We start from the raw sequence: 15,788 nt of genomic DNA on the forward strand, positions 1-15,788 counted from the left end.
ATAGTTCAAATGATTCTATTAACTTAAGGTGATTTTTCTATTGCTCACCAATATTGCAACCTCGGTTGGTAGATTCTTATTAGAACTTCGTTTGATATATCATACTCAAATTGCAAGAAATTTTGTCAAAGGAAATAGGTGATTTAACATGGGTTCGAATTGTATTTCAGTCAAATTTCTAAATTAATATCATTTTTATTATTTTGTAAGAATACGAGAAGTTTAGATCAACTTCTCTTACAACTTCCACCTCCACCAGAAAGTTCAATAGTATTTTTTTACACAGTACCGCAAAATCTTTGTAATCCTAATCGCTAGTACAAACACACGTTTTTTCATCACACTTTATACCCTCGCCGCTTGTGTTGGAGATCGTTTTTTAAAATCTTGATTTGATCAAAGAAGCAAGGATAAACTATTATCATAAGATAAATCGCGTAAGAATAAAACTAAAATAGGATGATTATTTGCCATTGATGAAATTGTTTGTTTTCCATTTTTATTACAACTGATATCTCCTACAGCAGCAACATTAAATGAATTATCTTGCCTTGCAAAAGCATTATTCATAATCGATAAGGATAGAAGGAAAATAAGAGAAAATCCAATTGTCATTAGGCGCATCATATTACAAATCCTCACAAAAATTCTTTATTTTTTACACATTTATAACTTAAGAGAGTTTGTAGATTCGATTTCGAATTTCCTATTTTAGTTTTATTCTGATCATTCTTTATCTGATGAATATTGTCCTTTTAAGTCGACTAAGTGCAGTCTTAATGAACATCCATCAATAAATATTGAAAATACCTTTAAATGAGCATACTCGATTCAAAAAAAATTCATAGTGTAAAATGCTTATATAGTTTCTTAATAATTTTTTTATATCAATGCAGGAATTAATATTATTATCCGTTCTCATAATTAGTGGTGCTATTTTAGGAACTACTATGATAATGACGCCATTCGCCCTTGTCCAAGCAACAACAAATCAATCGGTTACCGTTCAATGTATTACAGCACCTTGTGATTTCCCTTCTAGCCAGGCAACAACAAATCAATCGGGTACCGTTCAATGTATTACAGCACCTTGTGATTTCCCTTCTAGCCAGGCAACAACAAATCAATCGGGTACCGTTCAATGTATTACAGCACCTTGTGATTTCCCTTCTAGCCAGGCAACAACAAATCAATCGGGTACCGTTCAATGTATTACAGCACCTTGTGATTTCCCTTCTAGCCAGGCAACAACAAATCAATCGGGTACCGTTCAATGTATTACAGCACCTTGTGACTATCATTCTCCTCCACCATTATCGTCGTCACCAAAATTAAATGGTAACAACGATACCGTAACAGCACCTAAAAGCGGGATAGAAACATCCGGTGAAGGTCAAGATAGCAGTGATAAAAAGGAACCATGTCTTTCTCCGTGTCCACCAGGAACAGAGATGTGTATCCAAATGTGCAAACCAACGGGTCAACAAGATATAGTAAACGAAGAACCACAAAGTGATTCACAACAAGAAACTAATTTCTCGCCACAGGCAGACGAAGATTTATCTGACACAACAGCAGGGGAATCCACTACAAATGATGAAGGCACATCCGAATCTGAGTCCGGTGGTAGTGAGTCTGAAATGTCGTCGCATTGACAGCATAATAAGAAAAAAAGTATAAAGGTAGAGCAGGATACGAGAACAAGTACTCTGTGGCTAAACACCTTTACATGGATGATGGAGAGGTATTGGGTAACGATACTTTGACTCTTTCAATTGTCGGAACGTTATGTGGTCCACTATATTGAAGTATAAGCCCATTTTATTAAGTTCTCATCTTCATAGGATAATATTGCAGGATTTAGGAATAAGGAGATTAACAATGAAAATTTCTAGTTTTCACTTGAGTTATAATATGAACAAGATTGGATTGAATTCTACTCTCTCGAGTTCAACTAGAGTAATTCATCCTCGATACCGAGCAAAGGTCAGTCCTGTCCTGACTTTCAGCATTCTAAAGCCTTTGTCAATATAAAATGTGAATTTAAGAATATGACCTTGCGATATTCGTAAAAATAATAAATTGTAATTTAAAAAATGGGAATTTTGAGAGCGATTAAAGATTTAGTCTTTACCAGTACAATCACTTTCCCCTTCTACGATGAACTTAGTGAGGACATGTCTGTCCCTCTGAAAATATCCAATATCAATCAAAAATAATTCTTATATGAGCCAGTACTTGATACAACTTAGAACAAGCAAGATGCGATTAGAATTAACAGGTGTTCTTGAATGGGTTAAAAAATACGATGTATTATGAGTAATATTTATAAGATAGTTCACTTATAATACTTTATATGGTAACACTATTCTAAGAAAATATAGATAAGACATGAAAACTGCACTAAGCCATACACAGGTTAATGAGCAATTTTCTACTTTGTTCAAATTTGTTTTAAGAATTATGGTAACAGTATTTAAGATGTATATCAGTTTCAAATATTTTAAAAAAGACTTTAAATTAAAATATTTGATTTAGGGCTGTTATACTAATCGACTTATTTAGAATTTATCGATTTCTTTCTATTATATGCTATACACACTAACTGTATTATTTCAGTTGCGGTGCGGGAAGCGAAAAAAGACAGATAAAACAGAACACCTTTCTTATCCCCCACCACTATTGTGTTTACGCTCTTCTTCATTATGGTATTGTTTGTTCCTCAGTTCCATGATACTAATTTTGTATTTGCCAAGCAAGGCCATTTTGTAAATGTCCATAGACCGGTGAATCTTTGTGATAATACACTAGATACAATTAAAATTCTAAGTCAGTTTTGGCAATACTTGTGTAAATAATTGACTAAATATGATATCGCCTTCCAACGCATGAATCCATGATTCTCGGTTATGTCAATGATACGATATTTCTGTCTAGACCTGTAGATCCAATCAGTGCGATAATCTAATAATATTTTGAAAATTGAAGAACAAGGATTCAACTACTCCTCCTCCGCTAAGGCTAATACCTATCATAGATGCTAAGATGGTTGAATTATCATTATTTTTTCCAGGTTTTCAAAATTGTTAGTATACAGCATTTTGCTATTCTGGTAAGGGATTATAATTATCCACTTCATAAGTTACAAATTCTTTCATATTCATGTTTAGGAAAATATTACTTCCAACCTCATATGTTTTTGATTTTGGAATATCATACCTTTGTACGTAATTCCCAAATACAACGATCTTATCCTTTGTTTCCTTCATGATAAAGCCTACAATCTCTTCATTTAATATTTTAACTCCTTTGCTAAACAATGAATCAGGATACTTGCTCGTGAAGCTATGTTCACTGTTTGTGGTGAGATATCGTGCATCAATTTTATCATCAATATATGACAAACTATTTCTATATGCTAGATATTTCCTCGATATTTTTTTTATTATTAGATTTTTTAACATATTTCTGCCTGTTGTTTTAATCTCAGAAAAAGGAATATTATTTCGCCCATTTTGTTCTTCAAATACGACCAAATTGTCAATTGTCTCTTTATTTGTATAACCTATATATGGAGAATTTAAACTCATCCCACCTCGATTAAATATTTAACAATTGTCATAATTACATATACCCATTGAATCTATTAAGGGTATCAATCAATATCTCGTTATTAATGTATTCTAATCACTATTATAACATAAATTTTGAATGATTCCTTCGATAGAAACTATTAAATTGACATTAAACACTATTGATCAAGAATTAGAACAAGTAATTTAGGATTTCTAATAAAAAGAATCTGGTATCTTAGTTTATTCAAATTTAATTAGAAACATACATTAATAACTGGTTGTCAATCGTCGAATCAATTAATATTCTATCTGCTGGTATATGCTTATTGCTTTCTTTTTTTCTCAATTGGTCGATTTCTTTGGGAAAGTCAATTTAGTAGGTTGTCTAATGGGTTTAGCAATGAACATATCGTTTTCCAAAACCAACTAGAAATCAATATTCGTTAATTAAGGCCTATCAATGAATAAAAATTCTAACAAACCGTTGACTGATCTACCAATTAATAGAATTAAGACGTAAGAAGTAGTCATTATTCACAATTTACTATTTGTAGGTATTGGGTCTTGGTATTGAGATGTGTTATGCTATCTCAAGACCTTTATTGGTTTACACCAAATCCTACAACCTTTTACAAAAGGCATACAATATTAGGCTAAATAAATTTGAATCATTTCCTGATTAGGAATTTTACCTTAATTTTTTTGATTAATAAGTATTTTCATTCGTAATGAAGACAAATTAGAGACACCCTGTAATAAGGTCAAATGGTCTATACCACATCAAAACAAAAAAAGTTACTAAACTCTTTCAATATTACTTATTAATGAATGATAGAGTATATGAAAAGAAAAAGCAGACTATTCTAAGATTTATCAAAAAACACAGAAAAGTAGATTACTCATTTATTCTAAATGAAGTTAACATTGATTATGACACTTTAATGAAGATACTTTCGGAATTACGTAAAGAAGGACGTTTGGATTAGAAATCGAGTAACTATGTTTTAAACTTTGATTTTAGTACAATCATATCTTAAATAATACATTAATAGGGTTTTGAGAAGATAGATGTCATAATGACATAATTAAGACAATCTTCTGTCTCGAATTAGTTAAATTTATGTAGTTAAACTATGGAATAAGTATTTCATCAAAACACATCTGGAGATAGAGCGAAAATTTAGTTTGGGTGCATTGGGATTTGAGTTAGGTAGGTAAAGGGGTTCAATAGATGAAAAAATCTATCTTATATATACTAAAAAAACAAAAACCTTATTTGAGCTTTTGACATTATTCGCATACTAAACCTAGAATATTCTATTGGGATATTAAAATTGGATGAAAATAAATACCTGAATTTTAGCTAAATGTCAATTCAATAATGTAGACTAATTAATATATTGAATTAATTCCAAATCGTAGAGAAAAATCTCAGATTTTATTATGTGTTAACAATAAAAAGTGGTTGTTCATATAATGACTATCATTATATTAGTTTGTATTCAATTGAGCACTTAGCATTTTCTGTTTGTATTTATTTTTTCGCTCGGTGTGAATATTCTCTTGCAGTCCCCATCGCTACATACTGCCGCACCCTGTTGTTTTGAACCTTTGTAAGGGCAAAAACTAGCATTACCCGAAGCATCTTGGGATATTTGTGTGACAAGAGACATAAAGCCAGCAAGTATTGTTATAATTACGATTGTGGCAATGAGTTTGGTTTCCTTTAAAAATTTCACAATAACATCATATTAAAATATTTTGAATTTTAAATAATGAATTTAACAAAATAATAAATAATTTGAATTAAAAGTGAAAATTTTAATAAAAAAATTCCTTGAATATTTGATTGTTTTTCACAAGGGCACAACGGTAGACATGTCTATACCGGTTCTTGAAAATGGGTTTATCATATTAAATAATTAGGTAAATATTGAGATTATTTGGAATGGAATGATCTGAAAAAGATTTGTAGAAATATATTATCATTAAGGCTTATCTAGCCTATTACTATACTGGTCATTGTTCAGCAATAAGAATGATTTTTGGATAAAAAATGTAATGGCAATAATTCTATATAGCATTATGATTTAGCAGTAAGATTTTACCAACACCTTATTGATTTCTAATAGAAACTATGATCATGCCTGGAACTCTTGATAAATATATTAAAATATTACCCGACGGCTCACACAAATCTATACATAGAATTATAGTAAAGAGAGATTAAAATTTTACTTGGGTATTAACTGGCATTGCTGTTATTAATAATGAAACAAAAGAGTTAATTGCTTTTGTAGATTTAAGATGGGAAACAGAGACTTATAATAGATAACTTTCTAACGTTTTACCTTTTATTCTTCTAAATCTTCGGTTTGATTCCAAAAGTAAATTAATTTAGCACAATCAGGGTCTGAACTGTTACTACTATCCAATTCTAGTGGAACTCCTAGAGCCATTTTAGATACTTTAGTAAGCTGACTCTCGCATCGAGAAAACAAAAAAGTCCACAAATAGCACAAACTTATTGGTTCATGGATTAAGCCAACTCACCAGAGCCAGAAACTTCTGTGAAATTGTTATATATATCACGTGTAATAATACAACATAAGACATGTTCTCAATAGTTTTTGCAGGATTAATTTTTACGCTTATTATCCTAACTTCATCAAAAGGAGTGGACCATGTCTTTGGAGACAGTGTAATTTCGACCATTTCGGTAGAAAAATTCCCTCAAGCAATAGTATTTAATCCAGCTAACAACAACATTTACGTAGCTAATCGTGATTCAGGAACAGTTTCAATTATTGAAAGTACTAATAATACTGTAATCAACAATATTGAAGTGGGCATGTCACCACAAGCAATAGTATTTAATCCATCTAACGAAAATATCTATGTAGCAAATACGATTTCTAACTCTATTTCAATAATTGACAGCAATACTAATGCAGTTATAAAGGAAGTTGATGTTGGTCGTGATCCTGTTGCATTGGAATTTAATCCATCTAACGAAAATATCTATGTAGCAAATACGATTTCTAACTCTATTTCAATAATTGACAGCAATACTAATGCAGTTATAAAGGAAGTTGATGTTGGTCGTGATCCTGTTGCATTGGAATTTAATCCATCTAACGAAAATATCTATGTAGCAAATTACGGTTCCGGAACTGTTTCAGTAATTGGAGGATCAAATCAAACGTTACTGGGCAATACGGTGGTTGGTACCGAACCTGTTGCATTGGAATTTAATCCAGCTAACAACAACATTTACGTAGCTAATCGTGATTCAGGAACAGTTTCAATTATTGAAAGTACTAATAATACTGTAATCAACAATATTGAAGTGGGCATGTCACCACAAGCAATAGTATTTAATCCATCTAACGAAAATATCTATGTAGCAAATTACGGTTCCGGAACTGTTTCAGTAATTGGAGGATCAAATCAAACGTTACTGGGCAATACGGTGGTTGGTACCGAACCTGTTGCATTGGAATTTAATCCAGCTAACAACAACATTTACGTAGCTAACCTGGTATCAAATTCTGTATCTATTATAGACAGTATTAATAATGATGTATCAGAAACACTAAATGTCAATAATGTGCCCTTAGCACTGACGTATAATCCTTCAAACAATGGTACTTATGTAACGGGTACGCTCACTGGTACGGAAGGCCTAGTGACCGTAATTCACTAATTTGTATGCATTTGAGAATGCACTTTTAGAATTATGTATTTACGATTCAAGATCGTATTGAAATCTCATCCAATTTTTTCCTTTATTCAGAGCTAATAAACTAAAAAACTTAATTGTGCTTATATGGCTTCGTTGATTTAACGATAGATCTATAGTTTGAAGATACTCTATTTCAATCATGATTGGTAAAAAAACAGAACATCTTCATTGTACCTAGAATCTAGTTTATACTTGTACATTCTTATTTTGTCAACCAGAGGTTTCCAAAGTAGTGTTCTTTTTGAACAAGGTCAAAAGAAGCCATGTCTTCTTAGCTAAAAAATGGAATTGGATTCTGTAAACAGAATTCTTGAAATAAATTTATATCCAATCACCTCGAAATGTTTCTGCTCACAAGAATCGAAATTATAGGGCTCAAAACTATGAAATTTGAAGAGTTTGCGATTTTAGCCAAAGAAAATTATATGTCTTTCCGATGTTCCATTTTCCTTTATGAATTCATGGAATTCCATAATAATATGAGAATTATCCCTATTTGAAAGCAACCTTATCTTGTAAACTGTGGTATTGAGTTTGGTTGGCACTTTTCCATACCTCCAGATAGTTTTGATAATTTCTCATTCTGCCTGTCTTTAACCGATTAAAGTTAAGACATTCAAGTATATGAGCCCATGTAGTTAATGGGCCCAAGGGGTTAAGTAATAGATATATTATGAGTCCAAAACCTCGTCTTAATATTATTTGATACCCAAATCCAGATAAACTCTGAGTCAACCTTTAACAATGTTTCATCTACAATGTATTCTGATATCTTTTTCATCTTTTCGATGGTATCCTTTGAGGACTAAACTTCTGAATCCATTTCCGGATTGCAACGACTTTTTTTGACTATATGTAGATTCGACAATGCCTTGACAACGTTCCTTAATGATTAGCCTAGAAAATACAAATACAGACCATAGCCAATGTACTGTGAGGCGGTTCTCTTTCTTCTGATTAACATATAAGAAATAGTGCTTCTTCAAGCTATATCATTTTCTTAAGTTAACAGGTCCGAATTAACATAGTAAATAATTTTATATCTAATTATTATAGAAATCTGTTTATATATTTTTATGAATACCAAAATTTGATGAATAAAGTCATCAATGTAAATAAAGCATTAGTTACATCAACAGTCCTAGCAGTATCATTCATTCTATTAGTAGGTCCTATTTCAATAACCATTAATGTTGCTCAAGGTAATACTGCCAATAGTACACAATCGCAGAACAATACAGGAAATGACGCAGCAGCAAAAAGCGGTGGTGGAAACCAGGCTAGTCTAAGTGTAACGGATAATGGTCCTAGGCTTCCTGATATCAAAACTGGTGAAAATTCAGGTAATACACCTTAAATAGGTAACAACATAAACGTTCAAAGCCTATATAACGAATGAAATAGCGCGATAGGAATTGGATTTGGGTTTTGCTTATTCTATTATAACGGTTTTGATGAGGATAAGGTCCTGTTGGAATTCAGATTCTTCAAAGTTCATAACCATTTCATTCACCTTAGACTACAAAGATATAATCAACGTAGCTTAAATATACTGTATAGATTATTTAATCTCGAATTTTTTAGTATTTACTAATAGCAAAAAACCTCCTGGTGGAAATAAAATAAAATATACTAAACTTAATACTGGTTAAGTTAAGTTGTACTTAACCTCTCAATATTCCATATTATTTTTTTGATATGTCTCAATATACAAGAATTTCGACAAATACCAATTTACAATAATGGGATTGGAAAATTAATAAATTTGCTAATATTAGCTGCACCCTGCATAATTAATTCATCTAGAGGGTATTTGTTGTCATATTTATAATATGTTTAACAAATTATATCATGAGCTCAGATATTGATTGGACGGATGTCATCAAAAAGGAAGCAAGAGGTAATAACGATTTTGACTTGGGAGAGGTTCAAGAGGTTTCTAACGGTTTAATCTTGACTCAGAGAGGTGTAGGAAACAAGGAAATTTTTAGCATCACACAATCCAAAGTAGAAAGCTACGATGGCAAAGTCTTAAGATTTGCTGTTTCAGAGGATGAAGCCATTAACAAGTTCATGAAAAGATTTGAGGCGGATCCCTCTAAAGAAAAAATGACAAAGGAAGAAATCGACTGGGATGATGTCATCAAAAAGGAAGCAAGAGGTAATAACGATTTTGACTTGGGAGAGGTTCAAGAGGTTTCTAACGGTTTAATCTTGACTCAGAGAGGTGTAGGAAACAAGGAAATTTTTAGCATCACACAATCCAAAGTAGAAAGCTACGATGGCAAAGTCTTAAGATTTGCTGTTTCAGAGGATGAAGCCATTAACAAGTTCATGAAAAGATTTGAGGCGGATTCAAAAAGATAATGAAATTGACCAAATGTAGATACTATCTTAAAGCACTCATGACTTCTCTCTATTTATTTTGATTTCCTAAGAATTCTTAACATGAAAGATGTTTATAACTTTTGTAAAAATAACATTTTACCATCTGAATCATCTTGAACTTCTGAGTTAGATGACCCTGTTAATGGACACTAATGATGGTGCAAAAACATATCATCTAAATAACACAGATGTGCTGCCTCGTGTAATTAGAGATGGATAGTCACACTATTTGTGTTGGCTTCACTCCTCAATCAATACTCACCTCGGAATTTATTCCTGTTAATGCTATTCTAACCGATTTATCAATAGATGAAAAAGACAATGTTTGGTTAACTTTTGGTACTTATCCTGATATTATTGAACCTGGGGAGAATCTAACAAAAACAATTAATGTGGTCGTAATGGGTAAAGAGGGAAGATTATAATCAAAGAATCTTTCAAATCTCGTCAATCAATACCTCAATTCCCAGTCTGGGCTGACATATATCAAACACTTGGTTAACTTGTCCGGATGGTGAGAATGTGAGGATCCTATCTCTATCTTTATCTTTGGCTTTATAAGTTTCATCTTGGCAATAAATTGTCCATTCTGCTTTTAAACTTCAATTCAAAGTCAAATCAAAACAAACGGACAGATAGGACCTCGAACCCATTAGTTAAATGGGAACTGTTCCGATATAGATAAATGCCGCTAAATTTGGTTATTTCGGGGTTTCATAATAGTTATATTACAAGTCGATTTTGGATCGTTTTTCGCTAAAGCAATCTCCAGGAATGTTATTGTTTAATAAACGTGTTATAAGCACAAAAATCTGTCCTGATATATGGATTAATTGGCAAAGATAAGAGTAGACTAACCATTTTTTTTAAGCATACTAGGATCATTCAACTATTTGTATTAATTTCATAGTAAGAACTCTTTTATGCTTAAGACGGCTATATACTGTTAGCAGTGAGTTAATATTGACTGCTTCAATGATTAAACGCTGTTAGAAGAATCAAAGTGTGTCTCTATACACAAAACTATCCATAATTGCCCAAATATATTCTATGTATGGTAAAATATCCTTATAAAGACTAAATGAAGAATAATGTGCTGATTTGGCTTTTTCAAATTATTAATGTTATTTGTTAAGTTAATAAAATAAACATACAGATCCAAAAATATAATGCCGGGTGTGGGACTCAAATCCAAACCGGGTAATCGTGGAGTCATCAAATATATCTTTTAACTAATTAAAGGGATGGGGTTTGAACACCGAAGCAATGCTTGAGGAATCAAATTTAAAATGATAGTGCAAGACTCTGATTGGATTTTAACATTTTTTCAGTTATCGTAAGACTACGACTTATTTAATCTATCACGTATACTATAATTACGGTGATAATTAGAAAAAATTTTGATAATGAGACGTGTGTCTCCATCAAAACATCAAATAAGATTTTCATATTGTATTTTATTTTAGTTCTAGCAACTGGATCACTACTTTATCATCAATTACCTATTGCATTATCACAGTCCGTTAACGATCCAAGTTTAAATGTTGAATCATTAGTTGAGGGTCTAAATTCTCCTACCAGTATGGCCTTTTTAAATAGTAACAATATAATGGTTTTAGAAAAAGATGGACAAGTAAGGTTAGTTTCAAATGGCCAATTGCAATCTCAACCCGTCTTAGAAATCCCTGTAGATACCCAAAGCGAAAGAGGTTTACTTGGTATTGCAGTAGAGAAGAATATGAGCATTGGTGGCGACTCCGATCCCGATGATAACGGAAGGGATATTTTTCTTTATTATACTGAATCTGCAGGAGATGAAGGTGAAGGCGAATTAAAAAATAGAGTATACAAATACACCTGGAATGGCCAGACATTAGAAAATCCAACTCTCATCTTAGATCTCCCAGCAATACCCGGTCCCAATCATGATGGTGGAAAATTGACAATTGGACCTGATAATTATCTTTATGGAGTTATAGGAGATCTGAATCATGATGGTATGCTACAAAACTTTCCTGATGGCCCGCCTCCTGATGATACTGGTGTGTTATTCAGAATAAATCCTATTGACGGAACACCAGCACCAGATAATCCATTTTCCAAGGACCCTGCTGATCCACTAAGTAAATATTTTGCATATGGTGTTAGAAATTCCTTTGGAATTGCATTCGATCCTGTCACTAATGTTCTATGGAATACGGAAAATGGACCCGCTTCAAATGACGAAATCAATGTAGTTGAACCGGGATTCAACAGCGGTTGGCAAACAATTATGGGTCCTATTTCATCTTCTGGTAATACTGAAGAGGATTTAGTTAACTTTGAGGGTTCTCATTATAGAGATCCTGTTCTAACTTGGCTAGCTCCACCAGCCCTCACTGACATAGAAATTCTAAACTCTACTAATTTGGGTGAATCCTATTCCAATAATGTATTTGTGGGTGATAACAATAACGGAAACTTGTATTATTTTAAGATGAATCCTGAAAGAAATGGATTTTTACTTGACACTGTTCCAGACTTAGTTATAGACAATGAAGAAGAACAATCTTCAGTTGTCTTTGGAAGTGGTTTTGGAAGTATAACAGATTTAGTAACAGGACCTGACGATGGATTATTGTATATCTTATCACATGATAATGGAATTATCTATAGGGTTACACCGGCATAAGATTTCTATTTTTTATTCTTCAAATATTGAGGAATATTGTGATTTCTCTTTGCCTTTTATCTTACACATACACCATTACAACTCACTATAAATCAAACTTTAAAGATTAATTTAGAGAGAAATAAAAGTTTAATTTTTATCCTTGAATTTAAGAATCAAGTAATCCGTTTATTAGAACAACTGCTATAAACTAACTTTTGTAAATTGAAATGTTTCATATTCTACAAATGAATGGAACTGTATAGGCTAAATAAAATTTGGAACCATCATTGCTAATAATTTCATTATTAAATGATAGATTAGGCTGGGTGTCCATAAAAACAAAATACATTGCAGTAATTATCAATAAATCAAGTTAAAATTCAGCAAAATATTAGAGATCGATAAATAAGTTGAATAATCATCCTTAAGGTAATCATTATAGTATGAAAAATAGGATCAATTCCATAATAATTCCAATGAATTCATCTTTAATTTGGAAAAACAGTACAATATTGTGAAGAAATAGTTAGTTAAACAATGTTTTTTCAATATATTATGATAGAATATATATAAATAATTTCTTGTCTATCTATATATGATGAACCACAACGGTCTCATCAATAATTTTTATAGTAAATATAGAGATATAATCCACTTTAACAAGAATTTTCTGATTGCGAGTATCGTAACTGCTCTTTTAGATGTTGCAATTGTAACTTATGCCTCAATAACTTATGCAGGTAATAATCTTTTAATTTCGATTATATCTTTGACTGCTGATTTTGCGATATTTAATCTCATTTTTATTATTTTGTTTTATGTTGAGAACAAGCAAAGATATTTAAAATCTGATGGAACAAAAGATAAACAACAATTAAGGCAAGATTCTATAAAGTTAGTAACTACTCTGGGTTTATCTGAAATAGTATATTTATTTACAAAGTTTGTATCTACATACCTCTTTTTCGAGTTTACTCAAATTAACTCCTCAGAGATATCAATAATAACTACAGTAATAGGTTGGATATTATATGCCACAACTGCTAATATTATGATAAAGAAAACAAAATTTTTTAAATAAACAATTATCTTTTTCCGATGTTTGGAAATACGATATTAGAGAAGTATGTCAAACCTCATCAATTAAAAAAGATCCCTGTTAAAGGTCCTTTTGGCTATTAGTAATCGAGACAATTCAAATACTTGATAACCCGGGTTGTGTATAAGAAATGATTCTATTTAACAATACAAAATAATAATTATGCTATAGAGGTATTCCATCTTTAGTTTTTTCTATCACTTGATTGTCGTACTTAACTTCTTCTTTTGTTATTTCTTCTGCTATTGTTTTAGTTTCAGTTATTGGTTTTTTGTTTATTACTAGTTCCTCTCTAACAAATGATTTTTTTGTAATTAATGGTTCTTCTTTTTTGATTGGAATTAAAAATTCAGTCTTTGCAAACATTGAGACGTCGTTATCCGATTCCTGGTAAGGTTCTAGGTTAGAGGTCTTACTATTATTTAAATTAATATTTGCTACTTTGTTAAGCCTATCGTCATTTATGCTGACATCTCTTCTTTGAATTGTTACTTTTTCATGCATCAACTCAATTTTCACAGTTTTCGTTTCCTTTATGGGTTCTTTTACAATTCTTATATTATCTTCAATAATGGTCTTGGTTACATTTAGGTTTTCACTGATCAAAGGAATTAACATTTCTTTTTTTGCTGGCATATCCTGTGATCCGGAGAGAGAATCATCATTAAAGGCACCTTCTCCAATTTTTTGTTCATAAGTTGAAAGGTCTGATTCATTTAGCGAGAAGTTTAGGAAAACTCCATTAAAGTATTTTACAGAACTCTTTGGTAGGTGGTATATTTTCTTCTTAAACATACCTACTTCGGTAACGATATAGTCACCTGATATATCTTTAATCGTACCAAAATCTAAGCCATTCTCCCCGAGTGCTTCTTTTCCTACAACTTCATTCCAATTAACTTCATTGTCATTTTCAGACGACATATTGAATGTATTTATTTAACAAATTATATATGGTTGATAAAATTCTTTCGCGTATCTATATTCTTGTGTTTTATAACCATCTAGATACTTTGAAATATAGTTTTCTGACAAATACGGACAATTATTTGTCTTCACTTTTTTTATGTTTAAAATATTAGATTGTATTTCATTAGAAGACGTTATATCATTTTAGTCTAATCTAATTAAGCAAGAATTTTGCAGATTCAGCCTGAATATTATGCCCAATGCATAGGAAATCGACATTGTGATAATAATTAAATTTATTGTGATTTTAAATTAATATCTATAATGACAATACTTCTAACAATCAAGAAAGGTACATGGAGCAAATAGACAAAAAACTATTCTAAAATGAGAATTAAAATAGTATTTGAGAAATAAGGAAATTGAAGAAGACTATGGTATTATATCAATGAAATATGCAATAATGTAAGAAAAACCATAATATCTTTTGCAGTATGAAATAACGACCTAATTAAAAAATACTGATCAATTATGCCATGTAAAGATGTTCTAAAATATATCGGACTACAATGCCTATATTCTACCATTAGACTTATCAAACTACGATTTAAATGCAGTAGCATCCAGTTGTTGGCTAATTTGATGTATTCCTCTCTTTTACTCTTGTAGGTTCGATATTACTAGATTTCATATGTTCATGAATTAGTTCTTCTGTTATTGTCTTTGTTTCAAACAAAGTTTGTTTCTTTACTATTACTTCTTCCTTGACATGGGATCTTTTAACTATAATGGGTTCTTCTCTTTCGAGTGTCATAATTATTTCAGTTTTGTCATCATAGTTCCTCAAGCCCTCTCCTTCTTCTTTCTTTTTGTCTTTCTGGCTATCTGAAGAATTACTTTCTAATTTATGACTGTGGGATTCGATTTTTTTTGCATTATTATTTTCTTTAAATGGTCTTTTAGTTATTGTAACTTTATCGTGTATTAGGTCGATCTCCACAATTTTCGTTTCCTTTATGGGTTCTTTTGTTATTTCCATGTTTTCTTCGATAGTCTTTTTAGTTACTTCTAATTTCTCGTCTATTAATGGAATAGTTGTCTGTACTTCATGTGACATGTCTGAAGATTTAAAAGAAGAATATCCTTCGAATAAATTATCCTCAGTTTGTTCATAACTTTTTAAATCAGTCTCATTAATCTTCAAATTCAAAAATTCCCCGTCAAAACTTTCTATCGATGAAATTGGGAGATGATATTTTTTCTTATCTATTAAACCTCTTTGGGTGACAATATAAGTCTCCCCTATCTCTATTACTTTTCCTAAATCAAGCCCATCAATTCCTATGACTTCTTTCTTTATGATATCGTCAAGATTAATATTCTTAGATTTTAATAATTCATCCTTAGTAGTCACAAATT

The 15,788-nt window shown here is 31.3% G+C and carries 13 protein-coding genes; 8 read left to right on the forward strand and 5 right to left on the reverse strand.

What is annotated here, in order from left to right; translation table 11 throughout:
- Positions 1-396: 396 nt before the first annotated feature.
- Positions 397-570, reverse strand: coding sequence for a hypothetical protein (locus AAGU22_RS08245; RefSeq protein ID WP_458718644.1), 174 nt, complete (start codon positions 568-570; stop codon positions 397-399).
- A gap of 320 nt (positions 571-890) precedes the next feature.
- On the opposite strand from AAGU22_RS08245, the gene AAGU22_RS08250 reads away from it, so the two are divergent.
- Positions 891-1,655, forward strand: coding sequence for a hypothetical protein (locus AAGU22_RS08250; protein ID WP_458718645.1), 765 nt, complete (start codon positions 891-893; stop codon positions 1,653-1,655).
- A gap of 1,449 nt (positions 1,656-3,104) precedes the next feature.
- On the opposite strand, the gene AAGU22_RS08255 is transcribed toward AAGU22_RS08250, so the two are convergent.
- Complete coding sequence (locus AAGU22_RS08255; protein ID WP_458718646.1) at positions 3,105-3,590, reverse strand: hypothetical protein; 486 nt, start codon at positions 3,588-3,590, stop codon at positions 3,105-3,107.
- Positions 3,591-4,399: 809 nt separating this feature from the next.
- Here AAGU22_RS08255 and AAGU22_RS08260 point away from each other — a divergent pair.
- Together AAGU22_RS08260 and AAGU22_RS08265 are read left to right on the forward strand one after the other, a co-directional pair.
- Positions 4,400-4,561, forward strand: a complete 162-nt coding sequence (locus AAGU22_RS08260; protein WP_458718647.1) for a hypothetical protein — start codon at positions 4,400-4,402, stop codon at positions 4,559-4,561.
- A gap of 1,628 nt (positions 4,562-6,189) precedes the next feature.
- Positions 6,190-7,281, forward strand: coding sequence for a YVTN family beta-propeller repeat protein (locus AAGU22_RS08265; protein WP_458718648.1), 1,092 nt, complete (start codon positions 6,190-6,192; stop codon positions 7,279-7,281).
- A 446-nt stretch (positions 7,282-7,727) separates the two neighbouring features.
- On the opposite strand, the gene AAGU22_RS08270 is transcribed toward AAGU22_RS08265, so the two are convergent.
- On the reverse strand, positions 7,728-7,865 hold the full coding sequence (locus AAGU22_RS08270) for a hypothetical protein (RefSeq protein ID WP_458718649.1): 138 nt from the start codon (positions 7,863-7,865) through the stop codon (positions 7,728-7,730).
- 548 nt (positions 7,866-8,413) lie between these two features.
- On the opposite strand from AAGU22_RS08270, the gene AAGU22_RS08275 reads away from it, so the two are divergent.
- The 5 genes from AAGU22_RS08275 (at position 8,414) to AAGU22_RS08295 (ending at position 13,442) form a co-directional block, all read left to right on the forward strand.
- Entirely contained in the window at positions 8,414-8,677 is a 264-nt protein-coding gene (locus AAGU22_RS08275; protein WP_458718650.1) for a hypothetical protein, read from the forward strand.
- 494 nt (positions 8,678-9,171) lie between these two features.
- Complete coding sequence (locus AAGU22_RS08280) at positions 9,172-9,687, forward strand: hypothetical protein (protein ID WP_458718651.1); 516 nt, start codon at positions 9,172-9,174, stop codon at positions 9,685-9,687.
- 233 nt (positions 9,688-9,920) lie between these two features.
- Positions 9,921-10,133, forward strand: a complete 213-nt coding sequence (locus tag AAGU22_RS08285; protein ID WP_458718652.1) for a hypothetical protein — start codon at positions 9,921-9,923, stop codon at positions 10,131-10,133.
- Between the two features lie 956 nt (positions 10,134-11,089).
- Positions 11,090-12,379 carry a PQQ-dependent sugar dehydrogenase gene (locus AAGU22_RS08290; RefSeq protein ID WP_458718653.1) on the forward strand — a complete coding sequence of 430 codons (1,290 nt, stop codon included), beginning with the start codon at positions 11,090-11,092 and terminating at the stop codon, positions 12,377-12,379.
- Between the two features lie 577 nt (positions 12,380-12,956).
- Positions 12,957-13,442 (forward strand): hypothetical protein, encoded by a 486-nt coding sequence (locus AAGU22_RS08295; RefSeq protein WP_458718654.1) that lies wholly within the window; start codon positions 12,957-12,959, stop codon positions 13,440-13,442.
- 183 nt (positions 13,443-13,625) lie between these two features.
- Here the strand turns inward: AAGU22_RS08295 and AAGU22_RS08300 are convergent, their stop codons facing one another.
- Together AAGU22_RS08300 and AAGU22_RS08305 are read right to left on the reverse strand one after the other, a co-directional pair.
- A complete protein-coding gene (locus AAGU22_RS08300) occupies positions 13,626-14,384 on the reverse strand; it encodes a YsnF/AvaK domain-containing protein (RefSeq protein ID WP_458718655.1) in 759 nt (252 codons plus the stop codon).
- Positions 14,385-15,003: 619 nt separating this feature from the next.
- Positions 15,004-15,783, reverse strand: coding sequence for a hypothetical protein (locus AAGU22_RS08305; protein ID WP_458718656.1), 780 nt, complete (start codon positions 15,781-15,783; stop codon positions 15,004-15,006).
- Between the last annotated feature and the right edge of the window lie 5 nt (positions 15,784-15,788).

The organism is Candidatus Nitrosocosmicus sp. R (genome assembly GCF_054408505.1).

What these genes read in the sequence shown, in the direction of transcription:
- AAGU22_RS08245 (WP_458718644.1), bottom strand. Translation starts at nt 570, where the DNA reads ATGAATAATGCTTTTGCAAGGCAAGATAATTCATTTAATGTTGCTGCT.
- AAGU22_RS08250 (WP_458718645.1), top strand. Translation starts at nt 891, where the DNA reads ATGCAGGAATTAATATTATTATCCGTTCTCATAATTAGTGGTGCTATT.
- AAGU22_RS08255 (WP_458718646.1), bottom strand. Translation starts at nt 3,590, where the DNA reads ATGAGTTTAAATTCTCCATATATAGGTTATACAAATAAAGAGACAATT.
- AAGU22_RS08260 (WP_458718647.1), top strand. Translation starts at nt 4,400, where the DNA reads ATGAATGATAGAGTATATGAAAAGAAAAAGCAGACTATTCTAAGATTT.
- AAGU22_RS08265 (WP_458718648.1), top strand. Translation starts at nt 6,190, where the DNA reads ATGTTCTCAATAGTTTTTGCAGGATTAATTTTTACGCTTATTATCCTA.
- AAGU22_RS08275 (WP_458718650.1), top strand. Translation starts at nt 8,414, where the DNA reads ATGAATAAAGTCATCAATGTAAATAAAGCATTAGTTACATCAACAGTC.
- AAGU22_RS08280 (WP_458718651.1), top strand. Translation starts at nt 9,172, where the DNA reads ATGAGCTCAGATATTGATTGGACGGATGTCATCAAAAAGGAAGCAAGA.
- AAGU22_RS08285 (WP_458718652.1), top strand. Translation starts at nt 9,921, where the DNA reads ATGGATAGTCACACTATTTGTGTTGGCTTCACTCCTCAATCAATACTC.
- AAGU22_RS08295 (WP_458718654.1), top strand. Translation starts at nt 12,957, where the DNA reads ATGATGAACCACAACGGTCTCATCAATAATTTTTATAGTAAATATAGA.
- AAGU22_RS08300 (WP_458718655.1), bottom strand. Translation starts at nt 14,384, where the DNA reads ATGTCGTCTGAAAATGACAATGAAGTTAATTGGAATGAAGTTGTAGGA.